An 18289-nucleotide genomic window follows, 5' to 3' on the forward strand; every position below is an offset into this window, starting at 1 on the left:
GGAGTCAATATCATACAACGGATTCCACAGATGTTTCACGTGAAACAATCAGGTATTGATAGTCGCCTTTAGGCGTGTGTTTCACGTGAATCATTTACCTATACAGTACTGCGAGAAGATAACATCCAATATTTCTTCTACGTCGACGTCGCCGGTGATGCGGCCCAGATACTGTGAGGCGCGGCGCATATTCTCGGCGCGTAATTCCAAAGGCATATCATCGCGCTCAGCTGCTATCTCAATCTCCGAGATTGTTGATTGCAGAAGGTTGATGTGGCGTTGACGCGTGGGAACGGCATCATTGATTTGCCCGATGCGGTTTTCGGCGAAAACCTGTAGTGCCTCAAGAAATTCATCGAGGCTCTCACCAGTTTTAGTAGATATCCGATATTGCCATTCTCCTGCCCTCTTATTATCGAGGTCTCTTTTCGTTCCGATTGTCCATATTTCCGCTCTGATCTCCTCATCGAGAGAGACAGTAATGGGTAACTGCATATCTTCCAGCAGTAAAACCAGATCAGCCTCGGCTGCGCGCTCAAGGGCGCGCTCAATTCCTATTTTTTCGACTGTGCTGCTTGCCTCGCGGAGGCCCGCCGTATCCGTAACATAGACCGGGATGCCGCCGAGATTGAGTTTGACTTCCAGAAGATCGCGCGTCGTACCCGCTTCTTCCGAAATAATTGCAACTTCGCGACCGGCAAGAAAATTGAGCAAGCTGGATTTCCCGGCATTGGGTGCGCCGGCAATGACAACATGCAGCCCGTCACGCAGCATCGCTGCCCGCTTTCCGCTTTCTATATGGCGGGAAATTTCCGCTTTAAGGAGTTTTAGCTCATCCCATACCTGCCCGGACACAGAACCAGGCACGTCGCTTTCATCAGAAAAATCAAGCTCCGCTTCGATAAGTGCGCGTGCTCGCACGAGACGTTGTCGCCATTGCGTATAAAGCTGGCGCTGTGAGCCAGATGCCACCTGCAAAGCAAGGCGGCGCTGGCCTTCCGTCTCGGCGGCAATGAGATCGGCCAGTCCTTCGGCAATAGTCAGATCCATTTTCCCATTGGTGAAAGCGCGACGCGTGAATTCACCCGCTTCTGCTATCCGGCAATAAGGAAAGCCGTGCAGCTCCTCTAACAGCTTTTCAACCACCGCCACACCGCCATGCAGATGAAATTCCGCACAATCCTCCCCGGTAAAGCTGTGCGGGCCCGGAAAATACAGAGCAAGGCCACGGTCAATCGGATCGCCATTACGGCAGCGGAATGTCTTATAGGCCGCAAAACGTGCATGGATGGATGAGCCGATGATTGTTTCGAGTACGAATCGAACTTGCGGCCCGGATATGCGCACCACCGCAACGCCCGATGGTAAACGTCCACTCGACAGGGCAAATATGGTATCGTGAAAAGCCTCACGCTCGCTCATTTGATTTATCGTCCTATATTCATCCTATACTCACTTTGACTGCATATTGATTCAGGACAGGAAAGAAAAGGCTCATGACCTATCTAAGCCGTAACCGCCTTGCCAATGAGCCAAGCGCCTATCTGCGTCAGCATGCCGATAATCCTGTCCATTGGCAGCCTTGGGGACGCAAAGCGCTTGATGCAGCGCAGGAACTCAATCGACCGATCATGCTGTCCATCGGCTATGCAGCCTGCCACTGGTGCCATGTCATGGCCCACGAATCTTTCGAGGATGAGGATGTGGCAGCAGTCATGAACAACCTCTTCATCAATGTGAAAGTGGATCGTGAGGAAAGGCCAGATATCGACCAGATTTATATGGCCGCGCTTGGTGCGATGAGACAGCAGGGAGGCTGGCCGCTCACAATGTTCCTGCGGCCTGACGGCAAACCCTTCTGGGGCGGCACATATTTCCCGCGCCATTCACGCCATAACATACCCGGATTTGTCGATGTGCTCCATGCCATCAATAATCTCTGGCAGAAGGATAAAGAGAAAATTAACCATAATGCGGAGGTGGTTTTCAGCCATCTGGAAGCGCGGCTCGCAGCTCAAAGCAAGGCAGGCCAGAACGAGATCGAACATTTCAACCAGATCGCAACGCGTATTCACAGCCTCTTCGATCCTGTTCGCGGCGGCATTGACGGCGCACCGAAATTCCCAAATGTGCCCTTCATGGACGCACTCTGGCTCTCCTGGCTCTATAATGGCGATGCGGCGCACCGCGACATGTTCCTTCAGTCACTGAAAACCATGTTGCAGGGCGGCATATATGATCACCTGGGTGGCGGACTATGCCGTTACAGCACGGATGCCGACTGGCTGGTGCCGCATTTCGAAAAAATGCTTTATGACAATGCGCAAATGATCCGTCATGCCAATTGGGCTTATGGCCAGACTCAGGATAGTTTGTTTCGCATCCGAATCGAGGAGACCATTGGCTGGATGGTTCGGGAATTGCGTCTTTCAGATGGAAGTTTCGCTTCCAGTCTCGATGCCGATAGCGAAGGCGAGGAAGGAAAATTCTATATCTGGTCGAAAGCGGAGATTGACGCGATTCTCGGCGATAAGGCGCAAGCTTTCAATAGCTATTACGGAGCGAAGCAGGAGGGTAACTGGGAAGGTAAAAACATTCTCAACCGGCTTCATGCGGTGCCGGTGCAGGAACCGGCAGAGTTTCCCGATTCCATTGCCAGCACCAGAACGCTTCTGCTTAATCACCGCGAAAAACGCGTGCGTCCCAGTCGCGACGAAAAAGCTTTGACCGACTGGAATGCGCTCGCTATCCGAGCGCTGGCCGAAGCCGGACGGAGCTTTGGCCGCACAGACTGGATTGATTATGCTTTGCACGCCTATCGTTCTATAGTTTCGACATTTCACGATGGCCGCATCGCTCATTGCCGTATGGGCGAAAGCCTGCTCTATCCTGCGCTTTCGACCGACTATGCGGGTATGATCAATGCCGCACTTTCGCTTTACGAAGCAACCACGGATAAAACCTTCATCGATGATGCTATTGCCTATAAGAACGCGCTGGATGACGCCCATCGCGATGCATCAGGCAATTACCGGCTCTCGGCACTTGATGCCGACGATGTGATCCTGCATAGCTATGGCGATTATGACGAGGCCATCCCCAGCGCCACCAGCCAGATAATCGAAGCTTTTTCGCGCCTGTTTCTCGCCACAGGCACTATGGAGCTTTACCACAAGACCGAGAAACTGATCGAGCAGGCGCTGGGTCGCGCGCTTGTGCAGCAATATGGCCAGATCGGCATATTGAACGCAGCGCGCATCGCAGCCGAACCGCTTTCACTGGTAATTGCCACTGAAAACAAAGGCGGAGAACTTGTTTCGTTGGCGAATCAAACCCCTGATCCGAGGCGGATAGATAAGATTATCCTGTTTGAACCGGGCCGGACAGTGGAACTCCCGACGGGAGGAACCACCCATACCCAAAATCCAGCCGCCTGGCTTTGCAAAGGACAGGTCTGCCTGTCGCCGGTGGAAAATGCACAGGCATTGAAAATTCTTCTTGCCGGAAATTAACCCCTGAAACAAAACGCCGCGTTGAACTATCAACGCGGCGTTTTTGAATAGATCGGGAATTCAGCAGAATTACGTATTCATCGAATCGAAGAATTCGCTGTTGCTCTTGGTCTGTTTGAGCTTGTCGATGAGGAATTCGATCGCATCGGTCGTACCCATCGGCGCAAGAATACGGCGCAGCACGAAGATTTTCTGAAGATCGGCGCGCGGAACCAGCAGGTCTTCCTTACGCGTCCCAGACTTGAGAATATCCATGGACGGGAAGATACGCTTGTCGGCCACCTTGCGGTCGAGCACGATTTCGGAGTTGCCGGTGCCCTTGAATTCTTCAAAGATCACTTCATCCATACGCGATCCGGTATCGATCAGTGCGGTCGCGATGATGGTGAGCGATCCGCCTTCTTCGATATTGCGTGCAGCACCGAAGAAGCGCTTGGGGCGCTGCAAGGCGTTGGCGTCGACACCGCCGGTCAGAACCTTGCCCGATGACGGCACAACCGTATTATAGGCGCGGCCCAGGCGGGTGATCGAGTCGAGAAGAATGACGACATCACGACCATGCTCTACCAGGCGTTTGGCCTTTTCGATGACCATTTCCGCCACCTGAACGTGACGTGATGCCGGCTCGTCAAAGGTCGAGGAAATCACTTCGCCTTTCACCGAGCGCTGCATATCCGTCACTTCTTCCGGGCGTTCGTCGATCAGAAGCACGATCAGATAGCATTCAGGATGATTGGCCGTGATCGAATGGGCGATATTCTGCAACAGAACGGTCTTACCCGTGCGCGGTGGAGCCACGATCAACCCGCGCTGGCCCTTGCCAAGCGGCGCAACCAGATCGATGACACGCGCAGAAAGATCCTTCGAGGTCGGAACTTCCAGTTCCATTTTGAAGCGCTCATTCGGATAAAGCGGCGTCAGATTGTCGAAATGGACCTTATGGCGGATTTTTTCCGGGTCTTCAAAATTGATCGAATTGACCTTGAGCAGCGCGAAATAACGCTCCCCTTCCTTGGGGCCGCGAATAGGGCCTTCGACCGTATCGCCAGTTTTCAGCGAGAAACGGCGCAATTGCGACGGAGAAATATAAATATCGTCAGGGCCTGGCAGATAATTGGCATCCGCCGAGCGCAGGAAGCCAAAACCATCCTGCAACACTTCAACCACACCTTCGCCGATAATTTCGACGTCCTGCGCGGCAAGCTTCTTGAGGATCGCGAACATCAGTTCCTGCTTGCGCATAGCGCTCGCATTTTCGACCTCAAGCGTTTCGGCGAAAGCCAGAAGCTCGACCGGCGTCTTGTTCTTGAGTTCTTGTAGTTTCATTTCCTGCATGGGCGAGGAGCTCTTTTAAAATATAAGGAGAAAATGCAGTGGTTCGGAAAGGTGGTCACTGACGTGACCGGCATCGAAGGCCTGCTATCATGATGGGAAGAGAACGCTTTCATACCGATTCACGGTAAGAAGAGCAAGTATCAGTTAGTGATTGCCAAAAAAATCCGCAATAGGCAATTGGTAGAAACCCGGAAAAAATCCGGATTCCTTTTTCATTGACTTAATTATCAGAAGGGCTTCACGATCACCAGAACGACAATCAGGATCATGAGAACGGTTGGTATCTCATTGACGATACGCCAATGCCGGGCCGATTTGATGTTGCGGTCTTCCGCGAAAAGCCGTGTGGCTTTCGAAAGATAACCGTGCAAACCGGACATGAGCACGACAAGCAGAAGCTTGGCATGCAGCCAACCGCCCTTGAAGCCGAAAATCTCCCACGCCATCCACAGGCCGGCAATCCAGCTTACTGCCATGGCCGGATTGATGATGAAACGCAGCAAACGCTGTTCCATAACCTTAAAAGTCTCGGATGCTTCCGATCCAGGCTGGGCTGCGCAGTGATAAACGAAAAGGCGCGGCAGATAGAGCATCCCTGCCATCCATGAGATGATGGCGATCACATGCAACGCCTTGACCCACGGATAGGCGCTGGCTGGATTCACATAAAACAATGCCCATACGCCCAGCACGACGACAAGAAGGCTGATAATTGTCCGGACCAGAACAGCCTTCCCGCTATTCTCGTTGCTCTGTATACTCATCATGCACCTCCGCGTATCCGGTCAATCATGCGATGAACATTCTCGATAGGGGCTTGGGGTGTGATCCCATGGCCAAGATTGAAAATCAGCGGACCCTGACCAAGCTTGTCGAGGATTGCATCCACACCTTCATCCAAAGCCTGGCCACCGGCAACCAGACGCAGCGGATCGAGATTGCCCTGAACCGCGCCCTCGCTTTGCAATTGAGCGGCAAAAGAAAGCGGAACCGACCAGTCGAGGCCAAGCACGTCCACGCCGGTTTTTTCGCGATAACCGGCATAAAGCGTACCTGCGCCTTTCGGGAAACCAATAATGCGCGCTTCGGGGTAGACCGCCCTCACCTTCTGCACGATGCGCGCAACCGGTTGGATGCAGAACCGCTCGAAGCAGTCTTCGTCCAGAACGCCCGACCAGGAATCGAAAATCTGCAAGGCATCGGCGCCCGCATCAAGCTGTTCTATAAGATATTGCGCGGAAACATCGGCAAGATCGTTCAAGAGTTTTTCAAAAGCTTCGGGAAAGCGATAGGCGAACAGGCGGGCGGGAGCCTGATCCGGTGTGCCGTGACCCGCGATCATATAGGTCGCAACGGTCCAGGGCGCGCCGCAGAAGCCCAGCAGCGTTGTCTCGTCGGGAAGCTGCTCGCGAAGCAGTCGGACCGTCTCGTAGACCGGTTCCAGCCGTTTTGCAGCCCCTTCTGTCTCCAGCCAGAATATTTCGTCGGCATCGATTGGCGTCATCAATGGTCCCTTGCCCTCTTCAAAGCGAAGATCGCGTCCAAGAGCATGCGGAATGACCAGAATATCCGAAAATAGAATGGCTGCATCAAAGCCAAATCGGCGGATTGGCTGTAGTGTTACTTCAACGGCCAGATCGGGCGAATAGCAAAGATCGAGAAAGCCGCCTGCCTGTTTGCGCAGCTCTCGATATTCGGGAAGATATCGGCCAGCCTGTCGCATCATCCAGATGGGAGGTGGAAATACCGTTTCACCATCGATCACTTTCAAGACTTTGCGCTTCATTCCTTGCACCTTTTTAAATTGGGCACCTTTTGATCAGACCATTTTCTGAAGGGCTATCTTCTTAACTGAATAGCCTGATTCCCTGTCCTGTTGCGACCAGGAGTTTTCCCGCCCAGTTCTTATAAAGAAAGGAGATTCTTGAATCTTTTTATTCTTAGAGTCTGTTGGAATCGGGGATTAAGCTTTGTCCGTCTTTTCCCCACAGTTCCTGTCTGGTCGCGTCTTCCTGTGCAATAATTCACCGATCATCTTGATAAAAGCAATGAGAACTCAATTTTTTCATTGAATATAAGGGGTTACGAATTGACGCACTCTGCCTGTTCTTGTGGAAAAGGCGGGGATAAGCTCTGGCTTCATCCATATTGCGAGTCTTGTCCACAAGCCTTTTATAACGCTTGGCACATGTTAGCTCGCTGTGGATGACTTGCCAAGTTTCCCACTGCCTGCCATGGCTTGTGGATGAAGCGCCCACATTACGCACAGTCATCAACAGGGAGGCCAGAAAACTGTGATCAGACCGCTTTCCTACTTTCATCTTCATCTGATTTCTGATGCGACCGGAGAGACTCTCCTTGCCGCGGGCCGCGCAGCCGCAGCGCAATATACGAATGCGCGGGCGATCGAGCATATCTACCCCCTCATCCGCACTGAAAAGCAATTACGCAAGGTGCTCGAAGATATAGATGACGAACCGGGGATCGTGCTTTATACGGTCGTCGACCAGAAGCTTGCCGCCATCATCGATCAGTCTTGCGTGGAAATGGGGGTGCCGAGCGTTTCCGTCCTTGAGCCGGTCCTCAATACATTTCAATCCTATCTCGGTGCACCGGCGCATCGCCGCGCCAGCGCGCAGCATGTGCTCAATGCCGATTATTTCCGCCGCATCGATGCGCTTAATTTCACCATGGAACACGATGACGGGCAGTTGCCCTACGATATAGAAGAGGCGGATGTCATCCTGGTGGGCATATCGCGCACGTCGAAAACGCCAACCAGCATCTATCTCGCCAATCGCGGGATCAAGGCCACCAATGTTCCAATTGTGTTGGGAATCCCAGTTCCCGAAGCACTTTTTACGGCAAAACAGCCCCTGATCGTCGGGCTGATCGCGACGGCGGAACGCATTTCACAAATCCGCCAGAACCGTCCGCTCGGCAGCGTTCCTTCGCTCGATACCAGCCTTTATACGGATCGCGCGTCGATTTCTGAAGAACTGGCCTATGCGCGCAATCTGTGCAACCGGCACGGCTGGCCCATCATCGATGTGTCGCGCCGCTCCATCGAGGAAACCGCAGCCGCCATTCAGGCGTTGCTGCGCAGCGGCAGAAAGGAAGACTGACAATGACGAAAAAACTTATTCTTGCATCCAAAAGTCCATTTCGTTCTGCCTTGCTTAAAAATGCGGGCATAGAATTTTCAGGCGAAAGCGCCGATATAGACGAGCGCGCGGTGGAGGCTCCGCTTTATAAAAGCGGCGCCTCGCCGGAAGACGTGGCGCTGGTGCTGGCTGAAGCCAAGGCGCTCGATGTGAGCGCAAGACATCCCGATACGGTGGTGATCGGCTGCGACCAGACGCTGTCGATGGGAGACGAGATTTTTCACAAGCCGGCCGATATGGATGCGGCGCGCCGGCAATTGCTGAAATTTTCAGGCCAAACTCATCATCTCAACAGCGCCGTGGTGCTGGTGAAGAATGGTGGGACGCTCTGGCGGCATGTTTCGGTGGCGCGCATGACGATGCGTGATCTCGATCCGGGCTTTGTTGGGCGCTATCTCGGGCGCGTCGGCGATATTGCGCTCGCAAGCGTCGGCGCCTATCAGGTCGAAGGTTCGGGCATCCAGCTTTTCGAGCGCATTGATGGCGATTATTTCACCATTGTCGGATTGCCGCTGCTGCCGCTTCTGGCCGAACTGAGGAAGGAAAACCTGATCGATGGCTGAAACCGCCAAAAAAGCTTTTGTCACCGGCTTTCCGATAAAGCACTCGCGTTCCCCGCTGATTCACGGCTTTTGGCTCAATGAATACGGCATCGAAGGCTCATATGAGGCCATCGAAGTGAAGCCGGAGGATTTTACATCTTTCGCTGGATCTTTCAGGGATGAGGGTTTTGCGGGCGGCAATGTCACTCTTCCGCACAAGGAAGCAGCCTTTGCCGCAGCGCAAAGCCGCGATGCGGCGGCAACTGCAATCGGCGCGGTCAATACGCTCTGGTTCGAAAATGGCAGGCTGTGCGGCGGCAACACTGATGCCTATGGCTTTGCCGCCAATCTCGATGCCAGCACGCCGGGCTGGGACAATGCCGATACGGCGTTGGTCCTGGGTGCTGGAGGTGCTGGCCGGGCCATCGTTCACGCCTTGCAGACGCGAGGTTTTTTGCGCATTGCCATCGTCAATCGCACCTTGAGCCGCGCCGAGGAACTTGCAGCTCATTTTGGCGCAGGCGTTTCAGCCCATGGCTGGACCGACGCTCCCCGTTTGGTCCGGGATGCCGGCTTGATCGTCAACACGACATCACTTGGCATGAGCGGCCATGGTGAGGCCGAAGATTTCCCTCTCGATCTTAATGCAGCGCAAAAGACGACGGTTACGACCGATATCGTCTATGTGCCGCTCAAAACGCCTTTTCTTGCCAAAGCTGAGAAAGCGGGGCTTAAAACCGTCGATGGTCTCGGCATGCTGCTGCATCAGGCCGTTCCGGGCTTCGAGCGCTGGTTCGGCACAAGACCGCAAGTGACACCGGCCCTGCGCGAGCATATTCTGGCGGATATGAAAAAGACTGGCGCTTTATGATTATTTTGGGACTGACTGGCTCCATCGGCATGGGTAAAACCACGGCGGCAAACATGTTTGCCGAGGCGGGTATGCCGGTCTATAGCGCCGACGATGCAGTGCACAGGCTTTATTCGGGGCGCGCCGCACCCCTGATCGAAGCGGCTTTCCCCGGCACGGTCGCAAATGGAACCGTCGACCGCCAGAAGCTTTCCGCGGCAGTGCTGGGCAATGAAGCGGCGATGAAACGGCTTGAAGCCATTATTCACCCAATGGTGCAAGAGGAAGAGGCTGAATTTCTGCGCAAAGCGCGCGCAGCGGGCGCGGATATCGTCCTGCTCGATATTCCGCTGCTTTATGAAACCGGCGGCGAAAAGCGCGTCGATCATGTGGCGGTGGTTTCCGCTCCGGCCCCGCTCCAGCGCGAACGCGTTTTGTCCCGTCCGGGAATGACGCAGGAAAAACTCGCCACGATTCTTGCACGGCAGGTGCCGGATGAGCAAAAGCGTGCGCGTGCCGATTTTATTATCAATTCGGGCGGCAGCTTCGAGGAAACATGCCGCCAGATCGCAAATATAATCGCGAAATTGCGTGGATGACTGGCGACTAACGCCTGATCTCCGTCTGCTTGTGCTATAGAATGACGAAATTGAGAGGTTGAGATGCGCGAAATCGTTTTCGATACGGAAACCACCGGACTTGAGCGGCTGGAAGACCGTGTGATCGAAATCGGTGGGGTGGAGCTGGTCAACCGTTTTCCTACTGGCCGCACCTTCCACAAATTCATCAATCCGCAGGGCCGTCAGGTCCATGCGGAAGCGCTGGCCATTCATGGCATCAGCAATGAGAAATTGCTCAACGAACCGGTATTTGCCGATATTCTCGATGAATTCATGGAATTTATCGACGGGGCAAAATTGGTTGCGCATAATGCAATGTTCGACCTTGGCTTCATCAATGCTGAGCTGGACCGGCTGGGCCGCCCGCAAATTGCGGCGGAACGCATTGTCGATACGCTGGCGCTGGCTCGCCGCAAGCATCCGATGGGGCCGAATTCACTCGATGCGCTTTGCAAGCGCTATGGGATCGAGAATTCGCACCGCACATTGCATGGGGCCTTGCTCGACTCCGAAATTCTCGCGGAAGTTTATATTGAACTGATCGGCGGCAAGCAGACGGCGCTCGGCCTGAGCATTTCGGGCAGTTCCGGAGGCGATGGCCGCTCGGATAATGGTGCTGGCATAGTGCTGCGCCAGCGCCCTCGCCAGCTTGCACCGCGTATCAGCCCGGAAGAGCGCGCCGCACATGCCGCGCTGGTGGAAAATCTCGGTGACAAGGCGATCTGGAAAAAATATCTTTAAAAAGAAAAAGCCCGGCAATGCCGGGCTTTTTCGTATCAGTGTTGAAATCAGCTCTTTACGGCGGACTTGGCCTGTTCTTCGGCCATGCGCTGCTGGAACATCTGCGCGAAATCGATCGGGTCGATCATCAGCGGCGGGTAGCCGCCATTGCGCGTTGCGTCGGCGATGATCTGGCGCGCGAAGGGGAACAGCAGGCGGGGGCATTCGATGAACAGCAGCGGCAGCATGTGCTCCTGTGCCATTCCCTGAATGCGGAAAACGCCGCCATAGGTCAGTTCGGCGTTGAACAGAACGTCCTTGCCGTCGACGGCCTTGGCTTCCAGCGTCAGCACGACGTCGAAGTCCGTTTCGGACAGCGGATTGGCGTTCACGTTCACATTGATATTGATGGACGGAGCCTTCTCGCGTGGACGCAGCGACAGCGGCGCGCCGGGGCTTTCGAAGGAGAGATCCTTCACATATTGCGCCAGAATATTGAGGGATGGCTGCGCATCCGCACCATTGCTGTTCTTTACTTCGCCCGTTGCGGCCTTATCGCTCGGCGTCTTTGCCATTATCGGTATGCCTTCTTTTGGTGATTTATCTTGTTGCCTCTAAAGCAGTGATGCTTGGCTAGCATGCGCGCGAAGTTGAGGCAAGAAAGGCTTTGCAGGTTAGTATTTGCGCAATCACCGATCTTTCTGGTCCGGGTTCCATGGCGAATTTTCATCGCCTTTATCGGTATAGTCTTCCGGATCGAGATCAATCACATGGTCGTCACGCGGCTGAGCGCGTCCATAGCCTTGCGAATAGCGGGTGGATGTGGCGGTAACAACCATGCGTCCGCGCACGGCTCTCTCCCAGACGAGATCGCGGATCGGGGGGATGAAAAGCAGAAGGCCGATGGCACTGGTGACGAAACCGGGAACGATCAGCAATATGGCGGCGAGAACGAGCATGGCGCCATGCACCATTTCACGATCCGGCACGCGCCCGGCGGCGGTTTCGGTGCGAATGCGCTGCAACAGCCCGATTCCCTGCACGCGCAGCAGGAAAAAGCCGAGCATCGCGCTCAATATGATGAGGCCCAGTGTTGCCAGCACGCCAATTTCGCTGCCGATAATGACAAATCCGGCAATTTCGATGAAAGGCATTGCCAGCATGGCAATAAGGGCTAAAGAAGGGGACACGTCGGTTACGACCTTATGTTGATTTGCGTTTCCGTAGCATCTCGCCCGAAACAGGAACCGGTTTTCGAATAACGATATGCGTGCAGACAATCGAGACTGTCTATCATAGAATAACAGATAGGTATGCGCGATCGGGATTTGAATGATCAATGATCCCGATCTATATGTAGGGGTAACGAAATTGAAGACGGAAGGGAGATGCATATCCCGGTCCGTCAGGTGGTGGCAGTCAGTATGGAATTTTTTGATTTTGGTACGATATTCTTCTTCATCGCGGCGGTGGTCATTTTTCTCCAGTTGAGAAATGTTCTAGGTCGCCGCACGGGAAATGAGAAGCCGCCTTTCGATCCCTATACGTCGGCGCGCAACGCCGAGGCGCAAACGGCGGGGGCCGAAACGGATAATGTCGTTGCCCTGCCGCGCCGCAGCACCGAGAAGGATTTCACTGCCATCGACAAAATCGCGCCGTCCGGCACGCCGGTCAATGACGGGCTCCGCGCCATTTATGCCGCCGATCCTGCTTTCGAGCCGAACAGTTTCATCGAGGGCGTGAAAATCGCCTATGAAATGATCGTCATGTCCTTTGCCGATGGCGACCGCAAGGTTCTCAAAAACCTTCTTTCAAAGGAAGTCTATGAGGGCTTTGTTTCGGCGATCGATGAGCGTGAAGCGCGCGGCGAAAGCATCCGCTCCTCTTTTGTCGGTATCGACAAGGCTGAAATCTCCAATGCGGAGATGAAAGGAACGGACGCGCATGTCACCCTCAATATCGTCAGCCAGATGATCTCCGCCACGCTGGACAAGGACGGTAAGGTGATCGATGGCGATCTGGAGAATGTGGTCGAGATCAAGGATCTTTGGACCTTCGCGCGCGATACGCGCTCGCGCGATCCCAATTGGAAGCTTGTCGCCACCGAAGCCGAGGATTGATCAAGATGGAAATCGGGCTGCATAGCGCCCGAAATCGAAGCCGGATTCGCGCGTTTGAACAGATTGGCAAAATCATTACGCCCGTTGGGCTTCGCAGATTGCCCTGGCTGGGACCGGGACAATCAGACTTTGGCTTTTTCGGCCTTTCGCCGCTGTGCCGACTATGCGGTGAGCAACAGCTATAAAAGCGGCAGTCTTGGCATTTCTTTCGATGCGCTTCAGCCGGCCTTTGCCGCCGCGCGTGTTCTTGCCGATCCCGATGTGAGGCAGGCGCGCGCCTTCTTCGAGAAGTATTTTGTCCCCTGCCGGATAGGGGATGAAGCCACCAAAGCCTTTGTGACCGGGTTTTACGAGCCGGAAATCGAAGCTTCACTGGTATCAGACGCGCATTTCAATGTGCCTTTTCTCGCAAAGCCCGACGATCTGGTGAAGATCACGCAGGAAAACCGCCCCGCCGGACTCGATCCGTCATTTGCTTTTGCCCGGCAGGGGGCAGGTGGAATTGTCGAATATTACGACCGCCGCGCCATCGAACAGGGCAGTCTTGCCGGGCGCGGTCTGGAACTGGCCTTTGTCGCGGATCGTATCGACGCATTTTTCGCGCATGTGCAGGGCGCGGCGCGGCTCAGGCTCCGTGACGCCAGCCTGATGCGGATCACTTACGCGGCCAAAAGCGGCCATCCTTTCACCGGCATCGGGCGCATACTGGTGGCCGAGGGCGAGATTGCCGCAGATGAAATCAGTATGCAGTCGATCCGGCGCTGGCTGCGGGAAAATCCCGACAGGGCCGACGCTTTGATCTGGCGCAACCGATCCTATGTTTTCTTCCGGGAGGCCCCGGTCAGCGATCCGGCGGCGGGTCCCGTTGCTGCGGCGAAGGTGCCTCTGACCGCCGGTCGTTCTGTTGCCGTGGACAGGCTTTTGCACACATTCGGCACGCCCATTTATGTGGATGCGCCAACGCTGGCCGCTTTTGGCAATGAGCCATTTTCCCGTCTGATGATCGCGCAGGATACGGGAACGGCAATCGTGGGTCCGGCGCGGGGCGATCTTTTCGCAGGCTCCGGCGATGCGGCGGGTGAGATTGCGGGCGGCATTCGCCACCGGGCCGATTTTTATGCACTGGTGCCGCGTGCGCTTGTGGAGGGTGAACTCCATGGTGCATGAGGATGACAAAAAGGACTATTTGCGCCCGGAAGATCGCATTCTGTGGGAAACGGTTGCCAGAACGGCAAAGCCGCTCTCTCCCAAAAAAATCATTACTGAAGTTTCACCGGATTTTTCCACCCTGCTCGCGCAGGAGGAAAAGGCAAGCAAGCCTGCCTTGAAAGCACTCCGGCCCACAGGCGAGACGCGTGAGCCCAAAAAGAGCCTTTCCGCCCTCAGGGAAAGGCCGATCCATACATTTGACCGGCCCACCCATCGTAAGATTTCAAAAGGCCGGGTGGATATCGAAGCGCGCATTGATTTGCATGGCCTCACGCAGAACGATGCCTATGAGCTGCTTTATGGTTTTCTTGTCAGCGCCCATGCGCGTGGCCTCAAGCATGTAATGGTCATCACCGGCAAAGGGCGTTCGCTGGGCAGCGAGGGCGTCTTGCGCCAGGCCGTGCCGCACTGGTTTTCGACGCCGCTGTTTCGCCTGCTCGTCAGCGCCTATGAGGATGCGGCGCGCCATCATGGCGGACAAGGTGCGCTTTATGTGCGCTTGCGGCGCCAGGCCCGGAATGGAAATTTGCTGCTATGACGCCTTTCGGAATAAGGCTGCGCGAATTGCGCGAGGAACGCGGGGTCACGCAAAAGGAAATGGCGCAGGCGCTGCGCGTCTCTCCTGCCTATCTTTCGGCGCTGGAACATGGGCGGCGCGGCCAGCCAACCTGGGACCTGTTGCAGCGCATCATCACCTATTTCAACATCATCTGGGACGAGGCGGAGGAGTTGCAGAATCTCGCCGCTGTCTCGCATCCGCGCGTGATGATCGACACATCGGGCCTGTCGCCGCAGGCGACAGAACTCGCCAATTTGCTGGCACGCAATATCCGCATCATCGACCGCGAGACGATCCGGCACCTGACCGAAGAAATAGAAGCCGCGCGCAAGCGCCGCCGCGGCCTCAGGCCGCTTTCTTCAAAATAATCAAAACAGCGGCCGCAACTCATCGAGCTTGGCGTTGACCAGCCAGCCATAATAATTTTCCTGCGGCAGAAGCAGTTCTTTGCCTGCCGCTTTTCGTTTGGCATTCGTATTGGCCAGAATACGCGCGCGTTCTTCCGCTCCACCCGTATTGTAGAGTGTGGCGGTGATGCCGGGATTTCTGGAAATATCGAAATCGGCGATCCGCCGGTAGGCGGTGATCGACTGCTTGAGGGTCGCTGCGATATAGGGCAGCGTCAGGTCTGGGTCCATGATGGTCCTGTAAACCGCATTGCCGTTTGCGGCGTCGAGTTTCGGCAGGCCGGAGACGCGATTGACTATATCCGACATCATCAGGGCGGTCAGCGGATTGATCTGGCCCAGACCGAATGTCTGCCCCGCATAAAAGGGCTGGAAGAACACGGCGCTGAACCGATTATTGGGGTAGGATTTTCCATTGACCGTCTTGCCGCGGAATTTCGAGTTCCAGATATTCTCGCGGCAGGTCCACAGCGAATAGCTGTCACTGAATTTCTCGCATCGCGCAAATTCCGGGCGGTTCACAAATTCTTCGATCCCTTCGCCATTATAGCGAAAGCTCACGCCCTGGCTGACATAAGACATCGCCTTGACGTAATAGGTCTGGATACGGTCATAGACATCGACATTATAGGTATGCTCGCCGACAATAGCCCCGACAATATGAAGCGGATCGATCCCGTAAGCGCTGGCGGTCGATCTGATTTTCGAGCGTAGCGCAGTGTCCGCTTTCAGCAGATTGTAGATCTTGCGGTATTTGGCTTCGAAAGTTGTATTCAACTGGCCGGTGCGCCGAGCCGAAGCGCCCGGAACGGCGGGCTGTTCGATATTGCGATTGCCGGGCGGAACCGGGGTCGTCGCCTGCGCGCTTTGGCAGGCGAGAATGGAAGCAAGCGCCATTCCAGCCAGAGCAGCAGCCGGTCTTGCGGGTACAACTTTGTGAAAACAAAAGCCCGCAAAGCGGTTCAATCGGCTGGTCATTGTGTGGGAGCGGCCTCGATACGGTTCCTAAACTGCCGGGAAAATAAAAAACCCCCTCGATGAAGTCGAGGGGATTTTTGGCTTTTGCGATAATGGCGGCGCAGCCGTGGCTTTCCGGCCACGTTCCGCCTGTTCAATCTCCGCGCGGCTATAGGATAAAGCGCGACAGATCGGTGTTCTTGGCCAGATCGCCGATCGTCTTGCGTACATAATCGCCGTCCACCGTGAAGGCCGAGCCGGATTTGTCGGGCGCATTGTAGGAAATATCATCCAGAACCCGTTCCATAACCGTCTGCAAGCGGCGCGCACCGATATTTTCGACCGACGAATTCAGATCGACGGCGATATCGGCCAGCGCATCAATGGCGTCGTCGGTGATTTCCAGCTTCACCTCTTCGGTCGCCATCAATGCGATATATTGTTTGATGAGGCTCACTTCGGTTTCCGTCAGAATGCGGCGGAAGTCCTCGCGGGTCAGCGCGTTTAGCTCCACGCGGATCGGCAGGCGGCCCTGCAATTCCGGCAGAAGGTCGGACGGCTTGGAAACATGGAACGCGCCCGAAGCGATGAACAATATGTGGTCGGTTTTCACCGGGCCATATTTGGTGGCGACCGTGGTCCCTTCAACCAGCGGCAGCAGGTCGCGCTGCACGCCCTCGCGCGATACGCCCGCGCCCATTCCGCCTTCGCGTGACGCGATCTTGTCGATCTCGTCGAGGAAGACGATGCCGTCATTTTCGGTCGAACGCAGGGCCTCCTGAATGACCTGCTCCTGGTCGAGCAGCTTGTCGGATTCGTCATTGATCAGGATGGCATAGGAATCCTTGACCGTGGTCTTGCGCTGCTTGGTGCGCCCGCCCATGGCCTTGCCAAAAATATCGCCCAGATTGATCATGCCGACATTCGCGCCCGGCATTCCGGGGATCTCAAAATTCTGGCCGACGCCCGTATCGGCGACTTCGATCTCGATCTCCCTTTCGTCCAGTTCGCCGTCGCGCAGCTTCTTGCGGAAGCTTTCGCGGGTGGCAGGGCTTGCTGTCTTGCCGACCAGCCCGTCGAGCACGCGTTCCTCGGCATTGATATGCGCCTTGGCCTTCACCTCTTCGCGCTTTTTCTCGCGCACCAGTCCGATGGCCGCTTCCACCAGATCACGGATGATCTGCTCGACGTCACGCCCGACATAGCCGACTTCGGTAAATTTGGTCGCCTCGACCTTGATGAAGGGCGCACCGGCAAGCTTGGCGAGACGGCGCGAAATCTCGGTCTTGCCGACGCCGGTCGGCCCGATCATCAGAATGTTCTTCGGCATTACTTCTTCGCGCATCTGTCCATCGAGCTGCTGGCGTCGCCAGCGATTGCGCAGGGCGATCGCCACGGCGCGCTTGGCGTCGTTCTGGCCGATAATGAAGCGATCCAGTTCCGAGACGATTTCCCGGGGAGAAAAATTACTCATGATTACAACCTGTTCTGCTGCCTGATAAATTGTCGCCGAAGAAAATTGATGGCGGGCGCATCATTCGGTATCGATGCTTTCCACGATGACATTGTGATTGGTATAGATGCAGATATCGGCGGCGATCTCCATCGCCTTGCGCGCGATTTCCTCGGCATCCCTGTCCGTGTCGATCAGCGCGCGTGCGGCGGCCAGCGCATAATTGCCGCCCGATCCGATGGCCATGACACCATGTTCGGGCTCAAGCACATCGCCGGTGCCGGTCAGCGCCAGCGTGACCTTGTTGTCGGCAACCAGCATCATCGCCTCAAGGCGGCGCAGGTAGCGGTCGGTACGCCAGTCCTTGGCAAGCTCGACACTGGCGCGCATGAGCTGGTCGGGATATTGCTCCAGCTTGGCCTCAAGCCGTTCAAGCAATGTGAAGGCGTCGGCGGTGGCACCGGCGAAACCGGCAATGACATTGCCTTTGCCGATACGGCGCACCTTGCGCGCATTGCCCTTCATCACCGTATTGCCGAGCGAGACCTGTCCGTCACCGGCGATCACCACCTTGCCGCCCTTACGGACGGTAACGATGGTGGTGCCGTAAATTGTCGTGGGATTATGTTCGATCATGGATCACTCCTTTGGCGGCCCAAGCATTCCCGGAAACCTTCCGGCTTCTCCCAAGGCGAATGCATAAGCCCCTTCATGTGGGCGCAATCTTGATGGATCAGCCGCGAAGCTTACTGAATCAGGTTGCAATCTGATTATTTAAGAACGGACTGCTGAAATGCAAACATGTAAAAGGGCAAACGCTGGTTTTAGCGTTCACCCTCTG

Annotated in this window: 19 protein-coding genes; 10 read left to right on the forward strand and 9 right to left on the reverse strand. The window is 55.4% G+C overall.

The features are described 5' to 3' along the window. Positions 1–90: 90 nt before the first annotated feature. The gene (gene mnmE, locus KUG47_RS00775; protein WP_217676064.1) at positions 91–1422 is read right to left on the reverse strand and encodes a tRNA uridine-5-carboxymethylaminomethyl(34) synthesis GTPase MnmE; all 1332 of its coding nucleotides are present in this window, start codon (positions 1420–1422) and stop codon (positions 91–93) included. A gap of 74 nt (positions 1423–1496) precedes the next feature. Here mnmE and KUG47_RS00780 point away from each other — a divergent pair, with 74 nt between their 5' ends. Further along, a complete protein-coding gene (locus KUG47_RS00780; RefSeq protein ID WP_217676065.1) occupies positions 1497–3512 on the forward strand; it encodes a thioredoxin domain-containing protein in 2016 nt (671 codons plus the stop codon). A 69-nt stretch (positions 3513–3581) separates the two neighbouring features. Here the strand turns inward: KUG47_RS00780 and rho are convergent, their stop codons facing one another. The 3 genes from rho to hemE all read right to left on the reverse strand — a co-directional run bounded on the left by rho (position 3582) and on the right by hemE (position 6633). Beyond that, complete coding sequence (rho, locus tag KUG47_RS00785) at positions 3582–4847, reverse strand: transcription termination factor Rho (RefSeq protein ID WP_217676066.1); 1266 nt, start codon at positions 4845–4847, stop codon at positions 3582–3584. A 227-nt stretch (positions 4848–5074) separates the two neighbouring features. Continuing rightward, the gene (gene hemJ, locus KUG47_RS00790; RefSeq protein ID WP_217676928.1) at positions 5075–5611 is read right to left on the reverse strand and encodes a protoporphyrinogen oxidase HemJ; all 537 of its coding nucleotides are present in this window, start codon (positions 5609–5611) and stop codon (positions 5075–5077) included. Next, positions 5611–6633, reverse strand: a complete 1023-nt coding sequence (hemE, locus tag KUG47_RS00795; RefSeq protein ID WP_217676067.1) for a uroporphyrinogen decarboxylase — start codon at positions 6631–6633, stop codon at positions 5611–5613. Before hemE ends, hemJ begins: the two co-directional genes overlap by 1 nt. 508 nt (positions 6634–7141) lie before the next feature. Here hemE and KUG47_RS00800 point away from each other — a divergent pair. The 5 genes from KUG47_RS00800 (at position 7142) to dnaQ (ending at position 10764) form a co-directional block, all read left to right on the forward strand. Continuing rightward, entirely contained in the window at positions 7142–7972 is an 831-nt protein-coding gene (locus KUG47_RS00800) for a pyruvate, water dikinase regulatory protein (protein WP_217676068.1), read from the forward strand. Between the two features lie 2 nt (positions 7973–7974). After that, the gene (locus tag KUG47_RS00805) at positions 7975–8574 is read left to right on the forward strand and encodes a Maf-like protein (RefSeq protein ID WP_217676069.1); all 600 of its coding nucleotides are present in this window, start codon (positions 7975–7977) and stop codon (positions 8572–8574) included. Continuing rightward, positions 8567–9424 (forward strand): shikimate dehydrogenase, encoded by an 858-nt coding sequence (locus tag KUG47_RS00810; protein WP_217676070.1) that lies wholly within the window; start codon positions 8567–8569, stop codon positions 9422–9424. Before KUG47_RS00805 ends, KUG47_RS00810 begins: the two co-directional genes overlap by 8 nt. Beyond that, positions 9421–10002 (forward strand): dephospho-CoA kinase, encoded by a 582-nt coding sequence (gene coaE, locus KUG47_RS00815; RefSeq protein WP_217676071.1) that lies wholly within the window; start codon positions 9421–9423, stop codon positions 10000–10002. Before KUG47_RS00810 ends, coaE begins: the two co-directional genes overlap by 4 nt. Positions 10003–10065: 63 nt before the next feature. Then, positions 10066–10764 (forward strand): DNA polymerase III subunit epsilon, encoded by a 699-nt coding sequence (gene dnaQ / locus KUG47_RS00820; RefSeq protein WP_217676072.1) that lies wholly within the window; start codon positions 10066–10068, stop codon positions 10762–10764. Between the two features lie 47 nt (positions 10765–10811). On the opposite strand, the gene secB is transcribed toward dnaQ, so the two are convergent. Together secB and KUG47_RS00830 are read right to left on the reverse strand one after the other, a co-directional pair. Next, positions 10812–11318 (reverse strand): protein-export chaperone SecB, encoded by a 507-nt coding sequence (gene secB / locus KUG47_RS00825; protein WP_217676073.1) that lies wholly within the window; start codon positions 11316–11318, stop codon positions 10812–10814. Between the two features lie 114 nt (positions 11319–11432). Next, complete coding sequence (locus tag KUG47_RS00830; protein ID WP_217676074.1) at positions 11433–11933, reverse strand: FxsA family protein; 501 nt, start codon at positions 11931–11933, stop codon at positions 11433–11435. Positions 11934–12167: 234 nt separating this feature from the next. Between KUG47_RS00830 and KUG47_RS00835 the strand changes: the two genes are divergently transcribed. Genes KUG47_RS00835 through KUG47_RS00850 form a run of 4 tightly spaced genes read left to right on the forward strand, consistent with a single transcriptional unit; the run spans position 12168 to position 14999 of the window. Further along, positions 12168–12863, forward strand: coding sequence for a Tim44/TimA family putative adaptor protein (locus tag KUG47_RS00835; protein ID WP_217676929.1), 696 nt, complete (start codon positions 12168–12170; stop codon positions 12861–12863). Positions 12864–12917: 54 nt separating this feature from the next. Then, positions 12918–14030 (forward strand): murein transglycosylase A, encoded by a 1113-nt coding sequence (mltA, locus tag KUG47_RS00840; RefSeq protein WP_217676075.1) that lies wholly within the window; start codon positions 12918–12920, stop codon positions 14028–14030. Next, entirely contained in the window at positions 14020–14610 is a 591-nt protein-coding gene (locus tag KUG47_RS00845; protein ID WP_217676076.1) for a Smr/MutS family protein, read from the forward strand. Before mltA ends, KUG47_RS00845 begins: the two co-directional genes overlap by 11 nt. Beyond that, a complete protein-coding gene (locus KUG47_RS00850; protein WP_217676077.1) occupies positions 14607–14999 on the forward strand; it encodes a helix-turn-helix domain-containing protein in 393 nt (130 codons plus the stop codon). The genes KUG47_RS00845 and KUG47_RS00850 overlap by 4 nt, the downstream gene beginning before the upstream one ends. On the opposite strand, the gene KUG47_RS00855 is transcribed toward KUG47_RS00850, so the two are convergent. From KUG47_RS00855 to hslV, 3 genes are all read right to left on the reverse strand, one after another. Continuing rightward, the gene (locus KUG47_RS00855) at positions 15000–16016 is read right to left on the reverse strand and encodes a DUF1402 family protein (protein ID WP_217676078.1); all 1017 of its coding nucleotides are present in this window, start codon (positions 16014–16016) and stop codon (positions 15000–15002) included. It lies immediately after the preceding gene. 148 nt (positions 16017–16164) lie between these two features. Further along, complete coding sequence (gene hslU, locus KUG47_RS00860; RefSeq protein ID WP_217676079.1) at positions 16165–17469, reverse strand: ATP-dependent protease ATPase subunit HslU; 1305 nt, start codon at positions 17467–17469, stop codon at positions 16165–16167. Between the two features lie 60 nt (positions 17470–17529). Next, complete coding sequence (gene hslV / locus KUG47_RS00865; protein WP_217676080.1) at positions 17530–18084, reverse strand: ATP-dependent protease subunit HslV; 555 nt, start codon at positions 18082–18084, stop codon at positions 17530–17532. Positions 18085–18289: the final 205 nt, after the last annotated feature.

The organism is Falsochrobactrum tianjinense (assembly GCF_019100495.1).
Lineage (GTDB): Bacteria > Pseudomonadota > Alphaproteobacteria > Rhizobiales > Rhizobiaceae > Brucella > Brucella tianjinense.